Source organism: Aquimarina sp. MMG016 (assembly GCF_018100805.1).
In the GTDB taxonomy this organism is placed as follows: Bacteria; Bacteroidota; Bacteroidia; order Flavobacteriales; family Flavobacteriaceae; genus Aquimarina.
The window spans coordinates 189,660-215,417 of the sequence record NZ_JAGJEA010000005.1 but is presented as its reverse complement, the minus strand read 5'-3'; the positions used below and the strand labels follow the sequence as shown (position 1 = coordinate 215,417).

21 protein-coding genes are annotated in these 25,758 nt (G+C 34.2%); 10 read left to right on the top strand and 11 right to left on the bottom strand.

Features of this window, described 5'->3' with window-relative positions; genetic code table 11:
* The first annotated feature begins 103 nt into the window (after window positions 1-103).
* Window positions 104-2,215: a peptidylprolyl isomerase gene (locus tag J8M14_RS12110; protein WP_211074884.1), complete on the top strand. Its 2,112-nt coding sequence runs from the start codon at window positions 104-106 to the stop codon at window positions 2,213-2,215.
* A gap of 81 nt (window positions 2,216-2,296) precedes the next feature.
* Here J8M14_RS12110 and galE read toward each other — a convergent pair whose 3' ends face one another.
* Window positions 2,297-3,313, bottom strand: coding sequence for a UDP-glucose 4-epimerase GalE (gene galE, locus J8M14_RS12105; protein WP_211074883.1), 1,017 nt, complete (start codon window positions 3,311-3,313; stop codon window positions 2,297-2,299).
* 43 nt (window positions 3,314-3,356) lie between these two features.
* Complete coding sequence (locus J8M14_RS12100) at window positions 3,357-3,812, bottom strand: GAF domain-containing protein (protein ID WP_211074882.1); 456 nt, start codon at window positions 3,810-3,812, stop codon at window positions 3,357-3,359.
* 141 nt (window positions 3,813-3,953) lie between these two features.
* On the opposite strand from J8M14_RS12100, the gene J8M14_RS12095 reads away from it, so the two are divergent.
* The 7 genes from J8M14_RS12095 (at window position 3,954) to J8M14_RS12065 (ending at window position 12,982) form a co-directional block, all read left to right on the top strand.
* Window positions 3,954-4,367 (top strand): hypothetical protein, encoded by a 414-nt coding sequence (locus J8M14_RS12095; RefSeq protein ID WP_211074881.1) that lies wholly within the window; start codon window positions 3,954-3,956, stop codon window positions 4,365-4,367.
* A 103-nt stretch (window positions 4,368-4,470) separates the two neighbouring features.
* Window positions 4,471-8,193 carry an efflux RND transporter permease subunit gene (locus J8M14_RS12090; RefSeq protein WP_211074880.1) on the top strand — a complete coding sequence of 1,241 codons (3,723 nt, stop codon included), beginning with the start codon at window positions 4,471-4,473 and terminating at the stop codon, window positions 8,191-8,193.
* A gap of 51 nt (window positions 8,194-8,244) precedes the next feature.
* The gene (locus tag J8M14_RS12085; protein WP_211074879.1) at window positions 8,245-9,501 is read left to right on the top strand and encodes a TolC family protein; all 1,257 of its coding nucleotides are present in this window, start codon (window positions 8,245-8,247) and stop codon (window positions 9,499-9,501) included.
* Between the two features lie 13 nt (window positions 9,502-9,514).
* Complete coding sequence (locus J8M14_RS12080; protein ID WP_211074878.1) at window positions 9,515-10,078, top strand: DUF3347 domain-containing protein; 564 nt, start codon at window positions 9,515-9,517, stop codon at window positions 10,076-10,078.
* Entirely contained in the window at window positions 10,075-10,791 is a 717-nt protein-coding gene (locus J8M14_RS12075; RefSeq protein ID WP_211074877.1) for a heavy metal-associated domain-containing protein, read from the top strand. The genes J8M14_RS12080 and J8M14_RS12075 overlap by 4 nt, the downstream gene beginning before the upstream one ends.
* Window positions 10,788-12,011, top strand: a complete 1,224-nt coding sequence (locus tag J8M14_RS12070) for an efflux RND transporter periplasmic adaptor subunit (RefSeq protein ID WP_211074876.1) — start codon at window positions 10,788-10,790, stop codon at window positions 12,009-12,011. The genes J8M14_RS12075 and J8M14_RS12070 overlap by 4 nt, the downstream gene beginning before the upstream one ends.
* A gap of 212 nt (window positions 12,012-12,223) precedes the next feature.
* The gene (locus tag J8M14_RS12065; RefSeq protein ID WP_211074875.1) at window positions 12,224-12,982 is read left to right on the top strand and encodes a M15 family metallopeptidase; all 759 of its coding nucleotides are present in this window, start codon (window positions 12,224-12,226) and stop codon (window positions 12,980-12,982) included.
* 47 nt (window positions 12,983-13,029) lie between these two features.
* Here the strand turns inward: J8M14_RS12065 and J8M14_RS12060 are convergent, their stop codons facing one another.
* Both J8M14_RS12060 and aceB read right to left on the bottom strand, forming a co-directional pair.
* A complete protein-coding gene (locus J8M14_RS12060; RefSeq protein WP_211074874.1) occupies window positions 13,030-14,328 on the bottom strand; it encodes a hypothetical protein in 1,299 nt (432 codons plus the stop codon).
* 481 nt (window positions 14,329-14,809) lie between these two features.
* Window positions 14,810-16,408, bottom strand: coding sequence for a malate synthase A (gene aceB, locus J8M14_RS12055; protein ID WP_211074873.1), 1,599 nt, complete (start codon window positions 16,406-16,408; stop codon window positions 14,810-14,812).
* Between the two features lie 121 nt (window positions 16,409-16,529).
* Between aceB and J8M14_RS12050 the strand changes: the two genes are divergently transcribed.
* The gene (locus J8M14_RS12050) at window positions 16,530-18,011 is read left to right on the top strand and encodes an XRE family transcriptional regulator (protein ID WP_211075068.1); all 1,482 of its coding nucleotides are present in this window, start codon (window positions 16,530-16,532) and stop codon (window positions 18,009-18,011) included.
* A 127-nt stretch (window positions 18,012-18,138) separates the two neighbouring features.
* Here the strand turns inward: J8M14_RS12050 and groL are convergent, their stop codons facing one another.
* From groL to miaB, 7 genes are all read right to left on the bottom strand, one after another.
* On the bottom strand, window positions 18,139-19,779 hold the full coding sequence (groL, locus tag J8M14_RS12045) for a chaperonin GroEL (RefSeq protein ID WP_211074872.1): 1,641 nt from the start codon (window positions 19,777-19,779) through the stop codon (window positions 18,139-18,141).
* Between the two features lie 88 nt (window positions 19,780-19,867).
* Complete coding sequence (locus J8M14_RS12040; protein WP_211074871.1) at window positions 19,868-20,143, bottom strand: co-chaperone GroES; 276 nt, start codon at window positions 20,141-20,143, stop codon at window positions 19,868-19,870.
* A gap of 149 nt (window positions 20,144-20,292) precedes the next feature.
* The gene (gene secG / locus J8M14_RS12035) at window positions 20,293-20,616 is read right to left on the bottom strand and encodes a preprotein translocase subunit SecG (protein WP_211074870.1); all 324 of its coding nucleotides are present in this window, start codon (window positions 20,614-20,616) and stop codon (window positions 20,293-20,295) included.
* 9 nt (window positions 20,617-20,625) lie between these two features.
* The gene (locus tag J8M14_RS12030; RefSeq protein ID WP_211074869.1) at window positions 20,626-21,555 is read right to left on the bottom strand and encodes a hypothetical protein; all 930 of its coding nucleotides are present in this window, start codon (window positions 21,553-21,555) and stop codon (window positions 20,626-20,628) included.
* Between the two features lie 10 nt (window positions 21,556-21,565).
* Entirely contained in the window at window positions 21,566-22,066 is a 501-nt protein-coding gene (locus J8M14_RS12025; RefSeq protein ID WP_211074868.1) for an LptE family protein, read from the bottom strand.
* A 6-nt stretch (window positions 22,067-22,072) separates the two neighbouring features.
* Window positions 22,073-23,344 (bottom strand): sigma-54 dependent transcriptional regulator, encoded by a 1,272-nt coding sequence (locus J8M14_RS12020; RefSeq protein ID WP_211074867.1) that lies wholly within the window; start codon window positions 23,342-23,344, stop codon window positions 22,073-22,075.
* Window positions 23,345-23,373: 29 nt separating this feature from the next.
* On the bottom strand, window positions 23,374-24,819 hold the full coding sequence (gene miaB, locus J8M14_RS12015) for a tRNA (N6-isopentenyl adenosine(37)-C2)-methylthiotransferase MiaB (protein WP_211074866.1): 1,446 nt from the start codon (window positions 24,817-24,819) through the stop codon (window positions 23,374-23,376).
* A 137-nt stretch (window positions 24,820-24,956) separates the two neighbouring features.
* Here miaB and J8M14_RS12010 point away from each other — a divergent pair, with 137 nt between their 5' ends.
* Window positions 24,957-25,739, top strand: a complete 783-nt coding sequence (locus J8M14_RS12010; RefSeq protein ID WP_211074865.1) for a hypothetical protein — start codon at window positions 24,957-24,959, stop codon at window positions 25,737-25,739.
* The last annotated feature ends 19 nt before the right edge of the window (window positions 25,740-25,758 follow it).

Genomic DNA, 25,758 nt, shown 5'->3' with positions numbered 1-25,758 from the left:
ATTTATAAAGCAAAAAAACTTCAAAAGACTTTCATATTTTTAATTGGTATTATTCTAATAAAATGGTATTTTCGCCCACTATATTTGAATAAATTAACTTACAATGGCAGTTTTAAATAAAATCAGACAACGTTCCGTTTTTCTAATCGTGATTATCGCATTAGCTTTATTCTCATTTGTATTAGCAGACGTGATTCGTAATGGAGGATTTATTTCTCAGAAGGCTCAAAACACGATTGCAACAATCAATGGTGATGATATTGATAGAACAGAATTTGCAAAAGAGGTAGAGGCAGCTTCTGCTAATTACAGAGGAGGGTCTACAATCCAAGTAGTAAATAGTGTGTGGAATCAGTTTGTGAAAAAAGCAGTGTATGCAGAACAGTTCGAAGAGCTGGGGATTACTGTAGGAAAAGATCAGTTAAACGAAGCTTTAGAAGAAGCGCTGGCTAACAATCCTACATTCCAAAATGATGCAGGAGTTTTTGATAAAGGTAAAATGAGTGAATATGTAGCAAGCGTTAAGGGAACCGCTGGGTATCAACAATGGTTGAATTATGAAAATACGCTTGGAGAGTCAGCAAAAGAGCAGACATATCTTACTATGATTAAAGCAGGAGTTGGGGCTACACTAAAAGAGGGTGAGATAGCTTATAAAATGGAGAATGATAATGTAGATATTAAATATGTTCAGCTTCCGTTTTCAAGTATTCCTGATGCAGATGTAAAAGTTTCTGATGCAGAGATCGAAGCTTATATAGCTAAAAACCCAGATAGCTATGAAGCTGAAGCAACTAGAAGTATTCGTTACGTGTTTTTTAAAGAAGAAGCTAGTAAAGAGGATGAAGATGCGATTATGACTGAAGTGACGAAGTTGTTAGATGATAGGATTGATTTTAATTCTGCTACGAATTCTAATGATTCTATTTTAGGGTTTAAAAACACAAAAGATGTTGAAGGGTACGTAAGTCAAAATTCTGCATTACAGTATGATGATCGTTTTGTGTTTAAAAAAGATTTACCAGCTACTGTAGCGGATACATTATATAATATTCCGGTAGGAGAGGTTTTCGGACCATATAAGGATGGTGAATTTATTAAAGTATCAAGAATTGTTGCGCACAAGCAAATGCCAGATTCTGTAAAAGCAAGTCATGTTCTTGTTTCTTGGGAAGGGCTTAGTACTGCTGGAGAAACAAAAAGAACTAAAGAAGAAGCAAAAACCCTAGCAGATAGTATAGCTAGCGTTATAAAATTAGATGGTAGTAAATTTGAAGCTCTAGCAAGTCAGTTTTCTGCAGATAACTCTAATAAAGATAAGGGAGGGGATTTAGGATATTTCACTCCGGGAAGAATGGTTCCTGCATTTAATGATTTTTGTTTTGATAATAAGACAGGAGATCAAGGTGTAGTAGAAACTGCATTTGGATTTCATGTTATCAAAATTAATGATCAAAAGAACGAGCAAAAAGCTGTAAAGGTTGCTACCATTGCCCGAAAAATTGAACCAAGCGAAAAAACTATTAACGATATATTCGTTAAAACAACTAAATTTCAAATGGCAACAAAAGAGGGTGACTATGCAGAGGTTGCTAAAACTGAAGAAAGAGATGTTCGCCCTGTAAATAAAATAAAGGAATTGGATGAAAATATTCCAGGATTAGGCGCTCAAAGATCTATAGTGCAATGGGCTTTTAATGAAGAATCTAAAATAGGAGAAGTAAAACGTTTTGATGTTACTGATGGTTATGCTGTTGTACAATTGACGGCTAAAGCTGCAAAAGGGCTTATGAAAGCTGAGGATGCTAGTCCAACAGTAAAACCAATCTTAATCAAAGAGAAGAAAGCAGAAATTCTAAAAAATAAAGTGTCTGGAACTTCTTTAGATGCTATTGCAAGTGCTAATTCACAAACTGTAAAAACTGCTTCTGCTCTAAATATGAAAACTCCTACAATAAGCGGAGCTGGAACAGAACCAAAAGTTGTAGGTGCAGCTTTTGCACTAGAAGAAGGTAAAGTTTCTGAGCCGATTATTGGTAATAATGGAGTGTATGTTGTCGAGGTAACCAAGAAGACTCCTGCTGCAGGTTTGGATACATACTTAAGCTATGCATCACAAACGACAACAACACAAGTTGGTGCAGTTAGTTATAGAGTGTTTAATGCGCTTAAAGAAGCTGCAGAAATAGAAGATAAAAGAGCTAAGTTTTACTAGACTTTTATTAAATATAAGTTCATAAAAAATCCTGAAGAAGCTCTTCAGGATTTTTTTATTGTTAGATAATGTGTTTTTTGTCTAGCTTCTCACCTTTTGTTCCCACTTCCACGCAGAAGCAAGCGCTTCATCAAGACTGCTTTTTGCTTTCCAACCTAATTCTTGATTAGCTTTTGTTGTGTCAGCATAGGCAGCTGTTATATCACCTTCTCTTCGCCCTACAATTTTATAATTTAAACGTTGGTTAGAAACTTTTTCAAAAGAATGTATAATTTCTAGAACAGAACTTCCAGTTCCTGTTCCAACATTAAATACCTCATAATTACTCTTGTTTTTGTTTTCTAATAACCTCTGTAATGCTACTACGTGAGCTTTTGCTAAGTCAACAACATGTATGTAGTCCCTAACTGCAGTTCCGTCATTTGTGGGGTAGTCATCACCAAATACGGATAATTGTTCACGTAATCCAATTGCGGTTTGCGTAATGAATGGTACTAAATTCTGTGGCACGCCAATAGGTAACTCACCAATTTCTGCAGTTGGGTGTGCGCCTATTGGGTTAAAATATCGTAAAGCAATAGCTTTCAGGTTCGGTTTTACTTTGCAAGTATCTCTAATGATTTCTTCCCCCATTTGTTTGGTGTTTCCATAAGGAGATTCTGCAGCTTTTACTGGAGCAGTTTCTGTAATAGGAAGTTCGTCTGCTTGGCCATATACAGTACAAGAAGAGCTAAATATAAAACTACTGTCTTTCTTTTTTTGTAATTCTTGTAATAAGTATACCAGTGTGGAAATATTGTTTTCGTAATATAGTAAGGGTTTTTCAACACTTTCACCAACAGCTTTTGATGCTGCAAAATGAATGATACCTTCAATATCCTGGTGTCTTTTAAAGAATTCCTGAACTTCACCTTTTTCCCGTAAATCGAATTCTTCAAAAATAGGTTGTTTTCCAGTAATCGAAGTAATACCTTTTAAAACATCTTTAGATGAATTAGAGCAATTGTCAATAATGACTACCTCAAAACCTTCGTTTTGTAACTCAACTACAGTGTGCGAACCTATAAACCCCAATCCTCCAGTGACTAAGATCTTCATGTGATTATTATTATGTAATTAATAAACCACTAAGGAACAACAATTAGAGGATTTTAGCAACCTCTTGGTTTACAAACTCCAAGAAACGTTCGTCTTTTTCTGTAAATGGGTCAGGAGTGTCAGAATCAATATCGATCTGACCAATGTTTTCTCCATCTTTAAATAAAGGAACTACAATTTCAGATTTTACATTAATACTACAAGCGATATAATTATCCTGTGCCTGTACATCAGGGACAACAAAATTTTCGTTAGAGATTGCAACCTGACCACAAATCCCTTTTCCAAAGGGGATGACCTCATGATCGGTCTTAGCTCCAACATAAGTTCGTAATATTAATTCTTCTTTATCCCCATTCCTAAAATAAAAACCAACCCAGTCATAATGATCAATATTGTCTTTAAGCAGTTGACAAATCATTTTTAGTTTATCTGTAACCGGTTGATTTTCTTTTTTAAGTATATCGGTAACTTTTAGCTTTAAGTTTTCGAATGGCATTCTTACAATTTTTTCCGGCAAAAGTATTCAAAATATTTAGAACGGTTGATTATTTGTTATGGTATAGTTTTGTTAAAAATAATAGCAGTAATAACCTAAAATCTAAAGATTTCTTTAATATTGTGTAACTTTGTAATGCAAATGAACAAAAGTTTTCAGAAAATATCCTCTTTTATACTAGCTGGTTTGGTATTACTCTCTACGGTATCGTTTACTGTAGAAAAACATTATTGCGGAAGAATTTTGGTAGATATAGCTATTTTTTCTGAAGCCAAAGGTTGCGGGATGGAGACAATGGATCATAATTCTGATCAAAATGAAATGATAAAAAAATCTTGCTGTAAAGATGAAATTATAGTAGTCGAAGGGCAAGATGATCTTAAAATTTCACTAGACAAGATAGATGTCCCTCAACAGGTATTTCTTGTTGCCTTTGTTAGTTCTTATTTTGACTTTTTTAATCTTCCGGATAAAAATAATGTAATTTTTAAAAAATACTCACCACCTGATCTGGTTGTTGATTTCCATGTCCTTCATGAAGTCTTTTTAATTTGATTTTTAGTTGATGAATATACTTTGATCTTTAAGATCATAGTTGTAACCTTTTTGTCAATATTTAGATAACTGACTTTTCTGTCAAAAGCTAAAAATCAATACAATGCTCCATAAAAGCATCAAATTTTTAATAGAGAATAAATTAGTTGCAGTACTAATGGTCACCCTTTTTGTGTGTTGGGGTGTTGTAAATGCACCGTTTGACTGGACTACACATTTTTTTCCAAATGATCCTGTGGCAGTGGATGCTATTCCTGATATAGGTGAAAACCAACAAATAGTTTTTACCAAATGGGAAGGACGATCACCAAAGGATATAGAAGATCAGATCACTTATCCACTTACAGCCTCATTGTTAGGAATACCTGGAGTCAAAACTATTCGTAGTTCTTCAATGTTTGGTGTATCAAATATCTATATCATTTTTGAAGAAGATATTGAATTCTATTGGTCACGAAGTCGAATTTTAGAAAAACTTAATTCATTACCGGTTGGTTTATTGCCGAATAATGTTAATCCTTCCTTGGGGCCGGATGCAACTGGTTTAGGTCAAATTTTTTGGTACACTCTCGAAGGTCGTGATGAAGAAGGTAATGTGACTGGAGGTTGGGATTTACAGGAATTGCGAAGCATTCAGGATTACTATGTGAAACATGCGCTTTCATCTGCTAGTGGAGTTTCTGAAGTAGCTTCTATAGGAGGTTATGTGAAAGAATATCAGGTAAATGTAAATCCTGAATTAATGCGACAATATGACATTGGTTTGCAAGATGTTGTAAAAGCTGTTAAAGAGAGTAATCAGGATATAGGAGCTCAAACACTCGAAATTAATCGAGCTGAGTATTTAGTTCGTGGTTTAGGGTATATAAAATCTATAGATGATATTGAAAATGCGGTCGTTACTTCAGAAGGTTTTACATCTTTACGTATAAAAGATATTGCAAAAGTTCATCTGGGGCCACAAACTCGTAGAGGGATTTTGGACAAAGAAGGAGCAGAGGTAGTTGGTGGTGTGATTGCTTCCAGGTATGGAGCTAATCCGTTAGAGGTTATCAATAATGTAAAAGAAAAAATTAAAAAACTAAGTACAGGATTGCCCTCAAAGGTTCTTTCTGATGGTAGAGTTTCTCAATTGACTATAGTTCCATTTTATGATCGTACAGAGCTTATTCACGAAACATTAGAAACTTTAAATGAAGCACTGATGCTAGAGGTGCTCATTACCATTTTGGTGATTATTGTTATGGTGTTTAATATAAGGGCATCTATATTAATTTCGGGATTATTACCTGTCGCCGTCTTAATGGTTTTTATTGGGATGAAAGCTTTTAGTGTAGATGCTAATATTGTCGCGCTTTCTGGTATTGCTATTGCTATTGGTACTATGGTGGATGTTGGAGTAATACTTTCAGAGAACATTATAAGGCATTTAGATGAGAACCAAAGTAATTTACCTGTTAATTTAGTAGTTTATAATGCCACATCAGAAGTTTCAGGAGCTATTTTGACTGCAGTGCTAACTACGATTATTAGCTTTATTCCTGTTTTTTTGATGATCGGAGCAGAGGGTAAATTGTTCCGTCCTTTAGCATTTACTAAGACAATGGCACTTATAGCTTCAATTATTATTGCTTTGTTTTTAATACCTCCTTTTGCAGCCTTTTTGTTCCGTAAGAAAAATTTAAAAAAATCTTTTAAATATATTCTGAATCTATCTTTAATTATAACCGGAATCATCGCTGTTGTTTATGGCTTATGGTTAGGGTTGATTTTGATAGGGTTTGGAACAACCTCATTAATAACTCTATATGGGGTGTTTTCGCGAAAGCGCAAAAATTTAATTGATTTAGCAATTTCATCATTAGTAATAGTATTTCTATTAGCAGAACATTGGCGCCCTTTAGGTTTTGATCGAAGTATTGGAATAAACTTGATATTTGTAAGTGTTATTTGTTTTGGTTTATTAGGCGCTCTTTGGATATTTCGTTATTATTATACACGTTTATTAAGATGGGCGTTACACAATAAAATTCTTTTTCTTTCTATTCCGGCTACTATTATAATATTTGGTGTATTAATTATGCGAAATACAGGTAAAGAGTTTATGCCATCACTTAATGAAGGGTCTTTTCTATTGATGCCCACTTCACTACCACATGCAGGAGCTGAAGAAAATAAGAGAGTGTTACAACAGTTAGATATGGCAGTAGCAGGTATTCCTGAAATTGAAACTGTAGTTGGCAAGGCAGGTCGAGCGGAGTCTGCATTAGATCCGGCACCACTCTCGATGTATGAGAATATGATTTTGTATAAATCTGAATATATGCGGAATGAGGATGGAGAACGACAAAAATATGAGGTTGATGAACAGGGGTTGTTCAAATTAAAGAATGGGACATCTATCACAAATCCAAATAATCAGGAAGATAACGTTGATCCATATAAAACCTTAGAATTGGCGGTTAGTGTGACTAATAATGACTTGATTCCGGATGATAATGGAGAGTATTATAGAAACTGGCGACCAAAAATTAAATCACCCGACGATATTTGGAAAGAAATAGTGAAAGTTACTAAATTACCAGGAGTGACTTCTGCGCCTAAACTTCAACCTATCGAAACACGATTGGTAATGCTTCAAACGGGTATGCGCGCTCCAATGGGGATTAAGATCAAGGGACAGGATTTAAAGAAGATTGAATCCTTTGGGTTAAAACTTGAGGATATTTTAAAGCGTGCCAAAGGGGTGAAAGCACAAGCAGTTTTTGCAGATCGTATCGTAGGTAAGCCTTATTTACTTATTGATATCAAAAGAGAACAGCTTGCTCGCTATGGAATCTCTATAGCAGATGTGCAAGAAACTCTACAAGTAGCAGTTGGAGGTAAACAACTTACACAAACTGTTGAAGGACGCGAACGATATGGAGTACGAGTTCGTTATCCTCGAGAGCTGCGTGATAGCCCTGAAGATCTTAAAGAGATTTATATCCCGGTAGATAAAAACAATCCTGTACCATTAAGTGAATTAGTTGAAATCAGATATGAAAAAGGTCCTCAGGTGATTAAAGGTGAAGATACTTTCTTAATAGGTTATGTGCTTTTTGATAAGCTAGATGGTTATGCAGAAGTGGATGTGGTGAAGAGCGCTCAACAGCTTATTAAAGATCATATCGATGCCGGAGATTTAGTTATTCCTACTGGAGTCAGTTATCAGTTTACAGGAACCTACGAAAATCAACTAAGAGCAGAAAAGACATTGTCAATTATAGTTCCATTAGTTTTGATAATTATCTTCTTGATTCTCTATTTTCAGTTTCGTTCTGTGGCAACGTCATTAATAATTTTTACAGGGATTTCGGTGGCTTTTGCAGGTGGTTTTTTGATGATTTGGTTATATGGGCAAGATTGGTTTTTAAACTTTAACTTCTTGAGTGAAAATGTAAGAGACTTATTCCAGATGCACACGATTAATTTAAGTGTTGCAGTTTGGGTAGGGTTTATTGCTCTTTTTGGAATTGCTACAGATGATGGAGTTGTTATGGCTACTTATCTGACCCAAACGTTTGATCGTAATGTTCCTAAAACCAAAGAAGAAATTGTAGCATCTGTTATAGAAGCTGGTGAAAAAAGGATAAGGCCTTGTTTAATGACCACTGCAACTACAATACTGGCATTGTTACCCATATTAACATCTACAGGTCGAGGAAGCGATATTATGATACCCATGGCGATTCCAAGTTTTGGAGGAATGTTAATTGCATTAATCACTTTATTTGTGGTACCTGTATTGTATAGTTGGAAAGAAGAAATGAGAGTGAAAAATTAAAAGTAAAAAGATAAAAGTGTAAAATTTATAATATTAAGAACTATAGTGATTATGGTCAAGTTGAAATATAATGAGGAAAGAAATTATAGAAAAGAAAATAGAATAGTCTTTCTTCTATTTTCTTTGTTCTTTTATTTTTCCGGTAACAGTCAAACACTTCAGGATTATATTAGAGAAGCAGAGCAAAATAATCCCCAACTTAAGGCAATGCAGTATACTTATGAAGCAGCTTTAGAAAAAGTAAACGAAGCGGGAAGTTTACCTAATACTTCTATTGGAGCCGGGTATTTTGTAAGTGAACCAGAAACCAGAACAGGAGCACAGAAAGCAAAATTTACAGCAAAACAATCTTTGCCGTGGTTTGGGACCTTAAAAGCTAAAAAGAACAAAGAGACTTCTACCAGTGAAGTGTTTAAAAATGATGTAGAGATCTTACGACGTAAAATTGGACTAGATGTAAAGCGGCGTTATTATGAGTTGTATAGCTGGAAGGCAAAAGAGAAAATATTAAAACAACAAAAGGAGTTGTTATCCGATTATAAAGAAATTACGATCTCTGAAGTTGCTAATAATAAAGCTTCGGCAGTAGATGTGCTTAAGATTAATATTGCTCAAAATGAATTAGACAATAAGATCGAGATTATAAAAGGAAATATTCTGAACGCAGAAACCAGTTTTAATAAAATATTAGATCGTGATGGTTTTGAAGATTTAATTGTCCCGGATAATCTCATCATTCCTGATGAAGAACCTACAATGTCTATTGATGATGTTACATATCATCCAGAGTTACTGAAATATGATAATCTCAGTGATATGGTTATTGCACAACAAAAAGTAAATGATAAAGAACGTTTACCAGGACTAAGTGTGGGACTGGATTATGTTGTTGTAGAAGAACGCCCTGATCAAACCTTTAGTGATAATGGAAAGGATATCGTAATGCCTATGTTGTCACTTTCGATTCCATTGTTTTCTAAAAAATTCAAATCTAAAGACAAACAATTCGAGCTAAAGCAAGAAGGATATTCACAGCAACGAGAAGCAGAGCAAAATAAATTGGAAGAAATTTTAGAAAAAGCAATTAATAACAGAATTACTGCGAGGATCAATTATACAACTCAGGTCAAAAATATAGAACAAGCTAATCAGGCAGAGCAAGTTGCATTATCAATGTATCAAACAAATCAATTAGACTTTAATGAGCTTCTGGAGATTCAGGAGATGATATTGGGTTTTGAACTAAAAAAGATTACATCCATTAAGGATTATTTTATACAAACAGCAATTATTAATTATTTAGAATAAAAGAATATAAAAGATGAAAAAAGTAATAATAAAAACGATAATACTAACTGTGATATCAACTGTTGTTTTTTCCTGCGGAAAAGATAAAAAAACACCAGAAGTGGTTAGTGACGATAATGAGGTTGAAGAGGTATCAAAAGTAGATCTTAATCATACAGATTCTAGAAGTGATGTGGTTTTTGCTGATACGTCAGTAACTAAAATATATCATCAATACCTGAACATAAAAAAAGCTTTAGTCAATGCAAATAACGAGATGGCGCGTACAGCAGCAAAATCATTAGCAGAAAGTATTTCTGAAGAGGAAAGTAATAAACAACTAAAAGCTACTGCCAAACTGGTATCACTTACCAAGGATCTAAAAAAGCAAAGAGATTTTCTAGTAACACTAACTAGCGAAGTAGAAAAACTCATAACCAATGCTGAAATAACCTCTGGCGAAGTACATAAACAATTTTGCCCTATGGCATTTGAAGGAGAAGGAGGGTATTGGTTATCAGACTCTAAAGAAGTTCGTAATCCATATTTTGGGAATAAAATGCTGAAATGTGGTAGCGTGAAAGCAACAATACAATGAAACATACCTATCACATACAAGGGATGACTTGTAATGGCTGTCGAAGCAAAGTAGAACAATTGCTGACAGAAGTTGAAAGAGTCACATCTGTAGCTGTAGATTTAGAAAAAGCTCAGGCAGTTGTAGAGACTAGTGAGCCGGTTAATATAAAAACATTTCAGGAGGTGTTACCTGCTAAATATTCTATTACAGAAGTGACTCAGAAAAACATATCTAATACTGTAGAAGAACAAAAAAGCGAATGGAGACAATTAACTCCATTATTTCTAATATTTGGATATATCACGGTAGCTTCGGTTTTGCTGAATCAAGATTCTTGGCAAGGTTTTATGCTCGACTTTATGGGATTGTTCTATGTGGTATTTAGTTTTTTCAAAATGCTAGACCTAAAGGGTTTTCCACAATCGTTCAGGATGTATGATCCTTTAGCAAAGGCAATTCCAGTTTATGGATGGATATATCCGTTTATAGAAACTGTGTTGGCACTACTATTTTTAATGCGTTTTGAAATAGAAATAGCTTTAATAGTCACCATAGTCATTTTAGGAATCACAACCATTGGTGTTACCAGGGTGCTTTTGAGTAAAAAAAGTATTCAATGTGCTTGCTTGGGTACAGCTTTAAAGCTCCCAATGACTAAAGCTACCTTTATAGAAAATACTATTATGCTGGTGATGGCTATAATCATGTTAATCAATAATATGGGATTATGAAAAAGTATAGTATATATATTGGGTTTTTAGCTTTAGGATTACTACTGGGCTATTTTTTCTTCGGAAAAACCACGAGGGTAGAAAAAGACCACGATCACACCTTAGAAACCGGTCAAATGTGGACCTGTTCTATGGATCCTCAAGTAATGTTACCTGAACCTGGAGATTGCCCAATTTGTGGTATGGATCTTATACCTGCTGTACAGAAAGAAAGTGAGCTTACTCCTAATCAATTTCAAATGACAAAAAATGCAATTGCATTGGCAGATATACAAACAGTTATCGTAGGTAAAACATCATTAAGAGAAAATACAGTGATGTTGTCAGGAAAGATTACAGAAAACGAAGAATCAAGATCTATACAGACTTCGCATTTTTCGGGTAGAATAGAAAAATTATATGTTAATTACACAGGAGAAAAGGTGAACAAAGGACAGCTTTTGGCTTTAGTATATTCACCAGAACTTGTTGCAGCACAGCAAGAGCTAATAACAGCGTCCAAGCTTAAAAAATCCCAACCAGATTTATATGAAGCTGTAAAGAAAAAACTCTTGCAATGGAAACTTTCAGAGAATCAAATTAAAGAGATAGAGTCATCACGAAAGATAAGGGCTAATTTTCCGGTGTATGCAAATGTGTCGGGTGTGGTAATTGAGAAAATGGTTGAAGTCGGGAATCATCTTCGTGAAGGGCAGCCAATGTTTAAGATTGCCAATTTGAATTCTGTTTGGGCATCTTTTGATGTTTATGAAAACATGATTTCTACTCTCAGAAAAGGTCAGAATATAACTATTACGGCTAAAGCATTTCCAGGTAAAAAGTTTAAAGCAACTATTTCTATTATTGACCCCGTAATGAATGAAAAAACGAGAACAATAGATGTTAAGGCGGTTTTGAGGAATAATGAAGGGTTTAAACCTGGAATGTTTATAAGTGGAGAGTTAGGTATTCCTATAATTTCCAAAAATAAAACTATTAAGATACCTAAAAGTGCTGTACTATGGACAGGAAAACGATCTATAGTATATGTTAAACCGGACTCTACTCTTTCTGTATTTGAGATGCGAGATATTCTACTCGGAAAAACTTTTGGAGATTATTATGAAATACTTGAAGGTCTAAAATTTGGAGATGAAGTCGTTATAAATGGTACTTTTACTGTGGATGCTTCAGCCCAGTTACAAGGTAAAAAGTCTATGATGAATAAAGATATAAATTAATTTTTACAACTATTTAATTTTTAGAGGCTTAACAATTTTGGGAAAAATATATAAAAAGAAGCTATCTTTGTATTTGGGAAATATTTTGGAATATAAATTTTGTTAATTATCTTTTGTAGACAAATAGCTCTTTTAAAAGCAGTATTTGTGTTTTTTTTAGGCTTTATTAAGATACTAGAGATTGCCCTAAACAAACTAAAACCGGGGATATTATGGTAAAAAAACTACTCTTATTAGTAGTTCTTACAAGTACTTTTTCTTGTATTGAAACTACTACGATTACTCCTAACGAAAAAACTTTAGCTCTTTTAGAAAGGTCTAAGGCTATACAGTTGAGAGCCAAAAAAGTAGAGCAAAACATGCTCAACAGACAAGAAGAACTGAGTGCGGTTTTGGATAGGCAAGAAGTTATTAATTCTATACAAGATAACGAGTTTATAAACATCGAAGAACTATCTAATTATTTTGTTTTGGACATGAAATACGCTACTTCAGATAATTTTCTGAAGGAAGCGGTGTATTCTTGTGCAAAATGCTATGTGCGAGGGGCTGTTGCTAAAGCTTTAATGAGTGCAAACAAGGATTTTATGAAGCAAGGATATCGAATCAAGTTATTCGATTGTTATCGCCCACATAGTGTTCAGAAAAAAATGTGGAAATTAGTCCCTGATCCTGGATACGTTGCAAACCCCAAAGGAGGATCTGTACATAACAGAGGGGCGGCACTAGATATTACCTTAACGGATTTAAAAGGAAATGAATTGGATATGGGTACTGCATTTGATCATTTTGGAAAAGAAGCAGCTCACGCTTATGCAGACTTATCTGATGAAGTAAAAACGAATCGTAAACTACTAAGAGGTACTATGGAGAAACATGGTTTCTCAACCATTAGAACAGAATGGTGGCATTATAACTTCGAAGGTGGTAAAAAGTTTAAGATATCAGACTTCAAATGGAAGTGTGATTAGATCTGGTATTAATATGGCTTTGCTATAAAGACAAAGCCATATTAATATTATCGATTAAATGGATATTCATTGATCCAATTAAATCCTCTGTTTATTAATAAAAACTCTTCTCGCTCTTTCTTTTTGGCTTTAATTTTTAAGGTATCACCTTTGTAAATACTTTCAAAAAAATATAAACTATCTTTTAATTTGTAAGAAAGACTTTGCACGTCTGTACTATCCCTATATGATATAAGTCGTAATGTGCTGGAAATAGTGTCAGTTTCTTCTTTTCTATATTGAATTTTTTCATTCATCGTTTGAATCCCACTATATCTTTTTTCAATAATTAAACGTTTCCATCGAATAGTGTCTGTGGTTAATGGGGATAGAGTATCATTATTTTTGATAAAATTCTCAATTTCATAAATTCCATACAAAGCAGATTTAGGAGCCTTTTTTCCCCATTTCTTTTCCCCTTCAATAACCCTATCGATATTAGTATAAAATAAAAAAAGAACAACTAATACCTTTAAAACAATTGTAGTGATCTTTAGTTTATGTTTCTTGAAATAAGAGGTAAGTTCTTTAGGTTCTACAGGTTTGTTTAGGATGAGAAAATTCAAAGTGCGCTTCAGGTCTGGAGCAAGAAGAAATAATCCCATTATGGTTAACAATCCGCTATATAGTTTGACAGGAATATCATAACTCATATTCATCATAAATACATTAAACATAACTGCTACGACCATTAAAGCACCAAATACAGTAGTTTTTCTAAAAAGTAACAATATTCCTGCTATGATTTCTGCGTATCCCGAGAACCGAGTGTATGTGTCGCTATATTCCATAAAGTTCCACATTAACCCCATGGGAGATTGATTTCCGAAAGTTTTAATTAAATCAAAATTACTTAACTCAGAAAATTGTAGAGTAAAAGCCTTAGAAAAACCATAAGAAAACATTGTGGCTATAACATAATACCTTACTACGGTTCTTGAATAGAGGAATAATGTACCATAATTTTTTCTTCTAAAATCCAAAGCACTCCAAACTACTGTTGCTATTATAGCTACGGTTATAGTAATAAATTGAAAGATGTAGTCAGCAGTGGTGTCACCACTTCCATTAGGACCTATTCGTATTTCGTATTCAATTCTGAGTATATTTTTTCCTACCCATACCGAAAGTTGTTGCATCCAGTCCGTGTAAAAAGAAAATAAGTCATCTATCCCGAGAATAGTGCCTATGTAGTATAAAGGAAAAGGAAAAATATTAAGAAAGAGATAGGCAAAAAAGAACCTGAAAGTTAAAAGTGTTGGTAGATTCCAGCTGTTGTTTTTAGAAATGTCTTGAAGTACGGTCATACTGATAAATTAGATAAATAATGATATACGAAATTCTTTATAAGTTTTTGTATTATGGTATATAAACTGTTGAAACAACTGACTTGCTTTCTGAAACTGTTGTTTATGTTGCTAAATTCGTATAAATAAGCCAAGGTACAGGTGTTTTTCTTTAATTGATTTGTTATGATGTTAATGTATTGAGATTGGAATTTGTTACCATGTTTATGACTTTGTATTTATCAGAAAAGAAAAGATTGATACTATTTTTATAACAAGAAACAGCACTCACAATTGTGAGTGCCGTTAAGAGCACAATAATAAAATCGGAAAAAATTAAAATTGTTTAACTTCTGTACTACCTTTCATTATTATAGTAGATGATTTAACAATAATGATCCTTACTATATTTTGTAAAGTATTGATGTAGGTAGTTACTTAGAATTCTTGGTGCTTTATGGCACAGAATCCAAACTCTTTTTCTTTTAATTAAGAATAGCTATTATAAATATTTATATGCTTTAGTGGTAAGGAATTCTTCAAATTCCCCTGCTGTTACCAGTTCATAAAAGATCTGGATAGCATTTTGATAATTTTTACTTTCAAATAATGACTTTCCTGCCTGATTTTCAATAGTTTTTAATTCATCTTCAAAAAGTATGTGAAACATGGAGGCGTTTAATTGTAATCCATTTTCAAGTTTAACTTCATTCTTTAACCATTGCCATATCTGAGTTCGGCTAATTTCTGCCGTAGCAGCATCTTCCATAAGGTTGTATAATGCCACAGCTCCGTTTCCACCTAACCAGGTAGCGATATAATGGATTCCAACATTAATATTCTCTCGGATTCCTTTTTCGGTAATAGTTCCTTGTGGGATTGCTAAAAGATCTTCTTCAGTAATCTTGATATCATTTCTTTTAACATGCATTTGGTTAGGAGTTGACATCTCTTTATCAAATACCTGTAATGCTAATTTTACCAGACCAGGATGTGCTACCCAAGTACCATCGTGACCATTTTGCACTTCACGCTCTTTATCGGCTTTTACTTTTGCAAAAGCGATAGCATTACGTTCTTCATCTTCCTTGATAGGAACCTGAGCCGCCATACCACCAATTGCAAGAATATTTCTTTTGTGGCATCTCTGGATTACAAGTTTGCTATATGCATCCATAAAAGGACTGGTCATTGTTACCTGAGCACGATCGGGTACTACAAAATCTTTATGGTTTCTTAACTTTTTGATGTAGCTAAAGATATAATCCCATCTTCCACAATTTAATCCAACGATATGGTCTTTTAAAGCATAAATGATTTCATCAAGTTGAAAACTCGCTGTTATTGTTTCTACAAGAACAGTTACTTTTACACTTCCTTGTTCCATTCCTAAGTACTCTTCAGAAAAATCAATTACATCATTCCACCAGATAGCTTCTGTAAAGTGTTCCAGTTTTGGTAGGTAATAGTAGGCTCCTGAACCATTTTCTTTTAATTGTTCATTATTATGGAAAAGATATAATGCGAAGTCAAATAGAGAAGCGCTCATTTCCTCATCTTTAATCAAAAGGTGTTTTTCATTAAGATGTAACCCTCTGGGACGTACAATTAGTGTAGCGATTTTCTCTTTTAACTGATAGGTTTTCTCTTTTTTTGGATTATAGAACGAAATAGTTTTATTGACGGCATCCATAAGATTCTTTTGCCCTTGTAAACAGTTTTCCCATAGAGGAGCATTACTGTCTTCAAAATCTGCCATAAAAGTTTTGGCTCCAGAGTTTAATGCATTAATGACCATCTTTCTGTCAACCGGACCGGTGATTTCAACTCTACGGTCCTGTAGGTCTTCCGGAATCGGAGCAGCAGACCATTCGCTATTACGAATTTCTTTAGTGTTTTCTGGAAAAGAAGGATACGTTCCCAGATCAAACAACTGCTGTTGGCACTCACGATTTCTTAAAAGGACTGATCGTCTTTCGTTAAAACGATCTTGCAAAGCTTCTAAAAAGGTCAATGCACCATCGGTTAAAATTTCAGGATGGTAGTTTTTAACTTCTTTCGTGAAGCTAATTTTTTGACTAAGGTTTGTCTGTGTTTCCATAACTATATCGTTTTGAGTGAACAATATTAAAAAAAAGTTTTTTATAAAACAAGCGAACGTTCGCTAAATGTGAATATTTTATTTTTTGAGCAATTACGCAAAAATGGTTACTTTTGATTCTATGGCAATAGCAGAAGAATATATTAGATTGATTTTCGGGTTGAAAATCAAACAGATACGTACAGAAAAGGATTTATCCCTTTTTGGGTTATCCAAGTTAAGCGGACTCTCCAAATCCTATCTTAATGAAATAGAAAAAGGAAAAAAATATCCAAAAACAGATAAAATCATTAAGCTGGCAGAGACACTAGAGGTGCCTTATGATCAGTTGGTGTCTTTAAAATTAGATAAAAACCTAGCACCAATTGGTGAAATTCTACAGTCTGGAATATTGGATGAGATTCCATTAGAACTTTTCGGGATTCAACAAAGTGATCTTATAGATATCATAGCCAATGCTCCTTCTAAGGTCAATGCTTTTATAAGTACAATTATAGAAATCGCTCAGCACTATAATATGAGTCGAGAAGGTTTTTATCTAGCTTCTTTACGATCTTATCAAGAAGCGCACAATAACTTTTTTAAGGATTTAGAAGATAAAGCGATAAAATTTGCGAACTCATATCAACTGGACCTGACAGGAAAAATAACTTCAGCCGAATTAGAAGAAATTCTAAAAGAGGAATATGGGTATACTATAAATTCATCAGGTATTCCTGAAGAAGAAGAATTAGATAACCTGAGATCGGTTTTCGTGCCTTCTACAAAGACTTTGTTGTTATCAGATAGGGTTGATGAGCCGCAAAAAACATTTATTTATGCCAAGGAATTAGGATATCAATATCTGGAAATTAAAGAACGGCCTTATACTTTTTCTTGGATACGTTATGATAATTTTGAAGAAGTACTGCATAATTTTTATGCTTCATATTTTGCAGGAGCATTAATTATTCCTAAAAACCATCTTAGGGATCATCTCAAAGAACTATTCGATATGAAACGTTTTTCTGAGAAGGCTTTTCATAAAATCATGAAATTATATAATGCTTCTCCAGAATCATTTTATCAGCGGTTAACCAATGTTTTACCAAAGGATTTTGGGATGCAAAATGTATTTTTCCTAAGGTTTACACATAAGTTAGGCGTTGAGAAATTTAATTTGGTGAAAGAGTTACATATTACCCATCAGCAGCAACCACATGCAAATGAGGTTAACGAACACTATTGTAGACGTTGGATGGCTATAAAAACGTTACAACGAACCGCTAGTGAAGATCTGAATTATGCATTTGATATTCAGATTTCGGATTATGCGGATACCAATCAGCAATATTTAGTATTTACTTCTGCAACAAAAGACCCTTTTAGAAAAGATTACTATCGTAGTATCGGAATTGGGTTTTTAATTTCTTCTGCTTTGGAGAAAAAGATCAGTTTTGTTAATGATTCTAAAATTCCTAAGGTTAAAGTAGGTGTAACTTGTGAAACTTGTTCTTTAACTGATTGTGAGGTAAGAATGGCTCCTCCAAAACGATTGATTGCAAAAGAAAAGTACAAGAAAACTTCAAAGTTAGTTGAAGATATTGTTAAGCAGTATTCTTAATTGATTTATTGAAATTCATGGTAGAAAATCAAAACCCGTTTTGAAATTTTCAAAACGGGTTTTTTATAATTTTAGCAATATTTGATATTCACAAACTTGCTGAAATTTTATCTATGGCGATTCGCCATTACATCATTCCTGGCATACCTCCGCCCATTGGTGGCATTCCACCTCCAGCTGCTGGAGCATCTTCTTTAATGTCAGTTAATGCACACTCGGTAGTTAGGATCATTCCTGATACAGAAGCAGCATTTTCTAAAGCGATACGAGTCACTTTTTTAGGATCGATAATCCCTGCTTTAAGCATATCTGCATATTCTTCAGACTTGGCGTCATACCCAAAGTTATCTTTTCCTTCAAGAACTTTAGCGATAACTACAGATCCTTCTCCGCCTGCATTTTCAACGATAGTTCTTAATGGAGATTCAATAGCACGATTTACAATCTGTACACCTGTAGCCTCATCAGCATTTTCGGTTTTTACTTTATCTAATACAGCTTTAGCTCTCACAAGTGCAACGCCACCGCCGGCAACGATACCTTCTTCTACAGCTGCACGAGTTGCGTGAAGTGCGTCGTCTACACGGTCTTTCTTTTCTTTCATCTCCACTTCAGAAGCAGCACCTACATATAATACGGCAACACCACCAGCTAATTTAGCTAAACGTTCCTGTAATTTCTCACGGTCATAATCAGAAGTAGTAGTCTCGATCTGTGCTTTGATTTGATTTACTCTATTCTTGATTAAATCTTCTCCTCCTGCACCATTAACTACAGTAGTGTTATCTTTATCGATAGCAACTTTTTCTGCAGTACCTAAGTGTTCAATAGTTGTGTTTTCTAAAGTGAAACCTCTTTCTTCAGAAATTACTGTTCCTCCCGTAAGTATGGCAATATCTTCTAACATTGCTTTACGTCTGTCTCCAAAACCAGGAGCTTTAACCGCAGCAATTTTTAATGCTCCACGTAGTTTGTTTACTACAAGAGTTGCTAGTGCTTCTCCATCTACATCTTCTGCAATGATTAAAAGAGGTTTTCCCGTTTGAGCTACAGGCTCTAAAATTGGAAGAAGGTCTTTCATTGCCGAAATTTTCTTGTCGAATAACAAAATATAAGGATTCTCCAGGTCAGCAGTCATTTTTTCGCTGTTGGTAACAAAATACGGAGAAAGGTATCCTCTGTCAAACTGCATTCCTTCAACGATATCTACGTGTGTGTCTGTTCCTTTAGCTTCTTCAACAGTAATTACACCTTCTTTCCCAACTTTTTCAAAAGCTTGAGCAATAAGATCACCAATAGTCTCGTCATTGTTAGCAGAGATAGCAGCTACTTGTTTGATTTTATCAGAAGAGTCACCTACTTCCTTAGTCTGCTTCGCTAGATCTTCAGTGATTGCTTTTACTGCTTTGTCAATACCACGCTTAAGATCCATTGGGTTAGCACCTGCAGCAACGTTTTTAAGCCCTTCTTTTACAATAGCTTGAGCTAAAACTGTTGCAGTAGTTGTACCGTCACCAGCTAAATCGTTAGTTTTTGAAGCTACTTCTTTTACCATTTGAGCTCCCATATTCTCAAGAGCATCTTCTAACTCAACTTCTTTAGCTACAGAAACACCATCTTTGGTTACCGTTGGTGCTCCGAATGATTTACTAATAATTACATTACGACCTTTAGGTCCTAGAGTTACTTTTACAGCATTGGCTAATGCATCCACACCACGTTTGATTCCGTCACGTGCTTCTATGTCAAATTTTATATCTTTTGCCATGATAACATTTTATTTTGTTGCTTTCGCGAAAGCGAAAATCTTTTGGATTAGTGTTTAAATTGATTTATTTTTTGAAGTTGAATTAAGCTTAAACTATAGCTAGAATTGTTTCTTCACGCATAATCAGATAATCTTTGCCATCTATTCTAAGTTCGTCAGGGCCGTATTTTGCATAAAGAACGGTGTCACCAACTTTAACAGTCATTTCGTGATCTTTTTTACCGCTACCAACAGCAACTACTTTACCTTTTTGTTGTTTTTCCTGAGCAGAGTCAGGAATGAATAGTCCTGATGCAGTTTGTGTCTCTGCTGGAAGTGGTTCTACAACCACACGATCTGAAAGAGGTTTGATATTTACTCCCATTATGATTATTTTTTATATTTAAAATTAAAAATGAAATGTTCTAAAGCGTTATTTCAGAAATTATGCCAGTACTGTGATACTGACAAATTGAAACAAAAAATGTCGACTGTATGACAAGTCGACATTTTATTATTGTTTTTCAGAAGATGTTATTCTGGATTAGTGTCATCTGTAGTGGTCGCTGGGACATCTACAGGAACTTCTTGTGTGTCAACTTGTGATTCTTGGGTAGTACCTTCATTCATTAATCCAACATTAGATAATAAAATAAGAACTAACAATAAAGTGGCTAATGCCCATGTACTTTTGTCTAAAAAGTCTGTAGTCTTCTTTACTCCGCCTAACTGTTGTGTTCCACCGCCACCAAAAGAAGACGATAATCCGCCACCTTTAGGATTCTGAACCATAATTACTACAACTAGTAAAAATGACACCAAAATGATTAAACCTAAAAAAATTGAAAAAGTTGTCATTATATTGTATTATTTATTTTCTTGTAAATTCTTGATTGCCCGAATTTGGTCTGCAAAGAAACCACTTTTTTCGGGATTTTTCAAAATTAATATTTTATAAGCCTGAATTGCTTTTTTATAGTTTTTTTGGGCTAAGTAAACTCTTGCCAAAGTTTCTGTCATTAATTCATCCGGAGTCGTTTGATTTTCCTTTGCAAGATTACGAGAAGGTGCATTTTTAGACGCTGGTTTAATTTTTGGATTGTTGGCAATAAATTGATCAATCAAATCAAATTTATGTTTTTGAGGGAAGGATTTTTCTTCTGATGTATTTGTTTTGGTTTCAGAGTCTGAACTATCTTCTCGATCAATAGGTTTTAACGAAGTTAGTTTCATCCATTCTGTAAAAGAATGTGACTCTTTTTTGTTAAAAACCAGAGGTTTATCGATTTGTAAATTTTCTTCAGTGGATTCTTCTGGATTGGTTTTTTCTTCTTCAGTTTGTCGTGATAAAGATTCTGAAACACTAACCTGTCTGTGTATATTTTCTTCTTCTCTGGTTGAGAATAGTGAAGGATCAAGAACGTCTTCTGCTTCTTCCATTTTCATGGTTACGGCATCGTCCATTGACATTCTAGGTAAAGTTTTTATTTCTTTAGCATCAACTACCTCAATATCAATTTTCTTTTTCTTTTTGACCTCTTTTTGATCAAAATCTTTAAGGAAAAGAGGTGATGTTATAAAATCGAATAAAACACTTCTGTCGGTTGTGTATGCTGCAGTTGTTTTAAGTTCTTGATTATAACGAAAGCTTTCCTGGTCCTTTAAACCTTTTAGAGCCAATGATCTTGCAGATTGAAAATAAGGGAACTCTCGTACCAATTTTTCAATAGTATGGGTGTGTTCCTTTTTTAATTCCGAAGGATTTTGAAGTAAATATGTAAGCTCTTTAATGTTCAAATTTATTGTTTTACCATTTAGCTAAAGTGGCATTAAGGATATCCTGGGTAATCCGCTCAAAAATCTCTTGTACAGCAGCATCTCTTGCTACTGTTTCTGATTGCGCCGCAGAAAAGTCTGAGAAAAATGAAAATCTTTGTTCTAAATCCTGATTAGGGTCTTTGGTGTCATAAAACCTTAAATTAACTGCAATTGTAAGGCGGTTTTGTGCAGCAGTATTATCAGCAGTTGCATTATTTGGCGCAACATAATCCTGGACAATTTCACCTTCGTATATAACATCTGCATTAGAAGTTACCAGGTCAAGGTTGGTCTGGTTAAGGATTAAATCTTGTAATTGATTGGTGAAATCCTGATCTATTCCCGGGTTAACTCTTGAAGCTTGGTTTTGAAAAAAATTAACTTGGAATGTTGTGGCTGAAGTGTTTATTCCGCTAAAAGAATATGCTCCGCAACCTTGTAGAATAAAAACTCCTGCTAATGCAGCTATGATATATTTTAATTTTCTCATCAACTTTTATAAATCGTATTGTTTAATTTTTCTATACAGAGTTCGTTCGCTTATTCCTAGTTCTTCTGCTGCAGCTTTACGTTTACCACGGTGTCGCTCCAGAGATTTTTTGATTAATTCTAATTCTTTGTCGTGTAACGATAAAGTTTCTTCTTCTTCGATCTCTTCAGCGAAATGATATTTATCTTCTTCTTTTTGCTCTAAAGCAGGCTGAGGAGAAGGTATTTGGATTAACTCCGTTGTTGTTGGTTGAACTGGTTCTTCAAAATTAACTTCAGGTGGTGTTTCTTCATCACCATATATCTTCCTGATTAAACCTTCATTTTCTTTTTGTACTTGTGAAGAGTTTCCGCTTTGCATCAACTCCATGGTTAATTTTTTGAGATCATTTAGATCACTTTTCATGTCAAAAAGAACTTTATACAGGATCTCACGTTCATTACTGAAGTCACTTTCTTTTTTGTTAGATGAAATCACAGCTGGTAAATTGCTTCCCATGTCTGGGAGGTAACTACGAAGCGTTTCTGGATTTATCGCCCTGTTTTGTTCAAGGACTGAAATTTGTTCTGCAATGTTGCGTAGTTGCCTAATATTACCACTCCAATGATATTTTTCGAGTAGACTAACTGCATCTTCATCTAATCTAATGGTTGGCATTTGGTATTTGTTGGCAAAATCTGAAGCAAATTTTCTAAATAATAAGTGAATATCACTTTCTCGATCTCTTAAAGGTGGTAGAAAAATTTCTACGGTACTTAATCGATAATATAGGTCTTCTCTGAATTTTTCTTTTTTGATCGCCTCAAACATATTGACATTGGTAGCTGCAACGATACGGACGTCAGTTTTTTGAACTTTAGAGGAGCCTACTTTAATAAATTCACCGTTCTCCAAAACTCTAAGCAATCGTACCTGAGTGGTTAACGGAAGCTCTCCAACTTCATCCAAAAATATGGTTCCTCCATTAGCAACTTCGAAATAGCCATTACGCGTTTGAGTTGCTCCCGTAAATGCTCCTTTTTCGTGTCCAAAAAGTTCACTATCTATAGTTCCTTCTGGAATTGCACCACAGTTAACAGCAATGTATTTACCATGTTTGCGATGCGATAAAGAGTGTATGATTTTAGGAATACTTTCTTTACCTACACCACTCTCTCCGGTAACTAAAACTGAGATGTCAGTCGGTGCAACCTGGATTGCTTTCTCGACGGCTCGATTTAGTTTAGGATCATTTCCTATGATTCCGAATCGTTGTTTTGTAGCTTGAACTGATTCCATTATGATGAGCTATTGTTTTTTTTACTTATTTAATTGTTTTCAGAATATCCAACAGCTTCACCAATTAGCGTAGCACTGGTACAATCATCAATACGTACCATTACAAAATCTCCAACCTTATAGTTTTCTTTTGGGAAAACAGCAACAGAGTTTTGTGTAGTTCTTCCGCTCCAGTGCTCGTCAGATTTTTTAGAAGCTTTTTCGATCAATATTTCTACAGTTTTGCCTACAAGAGCATCTAATCTGTATTTGCTATGACTTCTCTGCAATTCATTGATTTCAGAAAGCCTTCGTTTTTTAACCTCTTCAGGAACATCATCTTCCATTTTGCGCTCAGCAAGTGTTCCCGGTCTTTCTGAATATGCAAACATAAATCCATAATCATATTTTACATACTCCATCAATGATAGAGTATCTTGGTGATCCTCTTCGGTTTCTGTTGGAAAACCTGATATAATATCCTGAGAAATTGCACACTCTGGAATAATTCGTTTGATATTGTCTATAAGTTCAAAGTATTGCTGGCGAGTATGCAGACGATTCATTTCCTTAAGAATACGATCACTTCCGCTTTGGATAGGTAAGTGAATGTATTTGCAGATATTTTTATGTTTAGCCATAACTTCGATTACATCCAGGGTCATGTCCTGAGGATTAGATGTTGTAAATCTTAGTCTTAGCTTAGGATGCTTTTCTGCAACCATATCTAATAGCTTTGCAAAATTAACTGCTGTTGCTTTTTGGAAATCACTAGCTTTATCAAAATCTTTTTTCAGGCCACCACCATACCATAAAAAGCTATCCACGTTTTGGCCTAACAAAGTAACTTCTTTGAAATTTTTAGCAGCTAAATCATCAATTTCTTCTAATATACTCTGGGGATCACGACTACGTTCTCTTCCTCTGGTAAAAGGAACCACACAGAATGTACACATATTATCACAACCTCTTGTAATAGATACAAAGGCAGATACACCATTGCTTTGTAGACGAACTGGAGAGATGTCTCCATAGGTTTCTTCTTTTGATAAAATTACATTTACTGCATTACGACCGGCATCTACTTCCTCGATAAGGTTAGGAAGATCTTTATATGCATCAGGGCCTACAACAAGGTCAACTATTTTTTCTTCTTCCAGAAATTTACTTTTCAGTCGTTCTGCCATACAACCCAGAACACCAACCTTCATTCCCGGATTGATTTTTTTTACAGCATTATATTTCTCAAGACGTTTTCTAACGGTTTGTTCAGCTTTTTCTCTAATAGAACAAGTGTTTACCAAAACCAAATCTGCATCTTCTAGATTTTGAGTAGTATTAAAACCTTCTTTAGCAAGAATTGATGCTACAATTTCACTATCACTAAAATTCATTTGGCAACCATAACTTTCTATAAAAAGCTTACGTTGGTTTTCTTTCTTTTGGTCAAGAACAAGAGGTTGTCCTTGTACACTTTCATCAATAATCTTCTCCATAAAAATAATTACTTATCAATTCGGGACAAATAGTGTGCAAAGATACTTTTTAAAACGATTTATGACAAAGTGTCAGGATTTTATTTTTTAAAAAATATATATTTGAGGCAAATAAATCAACTAAATCAACCTTTGCTATGAATTCTAATCAACTTTTTGAAAAAATAGAAAATTCGAAAAAACCAGATTTTGGTGATGTTTTATCCAAAAGTTTTGAGATGTACAAAAAAACATTTTCGATTGGTTTGGTCCATGTATTGATAAGCTTGGCTTTGGCCATTCCTTTTATCTTAATTATTTACATCCCTCTTTTACCTTTTTATATAGATATGATTCAGAATTCGGGAGATCCATATTACCAACCTGAATTTTTAGAAGGCTTTTCTGTTATTATGATTATTGTATGGATATTATTGGTGTTTGTATTGTCTTTTGTGTTGCAAGTATTTAATATTTCTATTTATGGTCACTTTCTTAAAGTTTTAAAGAACGAAGATTTAGGACTAACAGAAGAAACAGGCGGTTACTTTACTATTGCCAAAAATCATTTCGGTAAAATTATACTAATTTCTTTAGCTAATATGGGGATAGCCTTGGTGGCAGCCTTGGCTTGTTATTTTCCTGTTTTCTATGTGATGGTTCCACTTCAATTAGTAATTCCAATTTTTATTTTTAATCAAGAAATGAGTGTTGGGGATATTATTAAAGCAGCTTTTAAATTAGGGAATAAATATTGGTTGGTCTTTTTTGGGCTAATATTAGTTTCTAGTATATTTTCGGCTCTTGGTTTAATCGTTTGTTATATAGGAATAATTGCTACAATGTTTTTTTCTTATATCGTTATATATTATATGTATAAGGATACAGTAGGGTTTGATGAGGAAGAATCTCAGGAAGAAGATACGTTATTAGTAAACTAAAATCTTTATAAACCTGCTA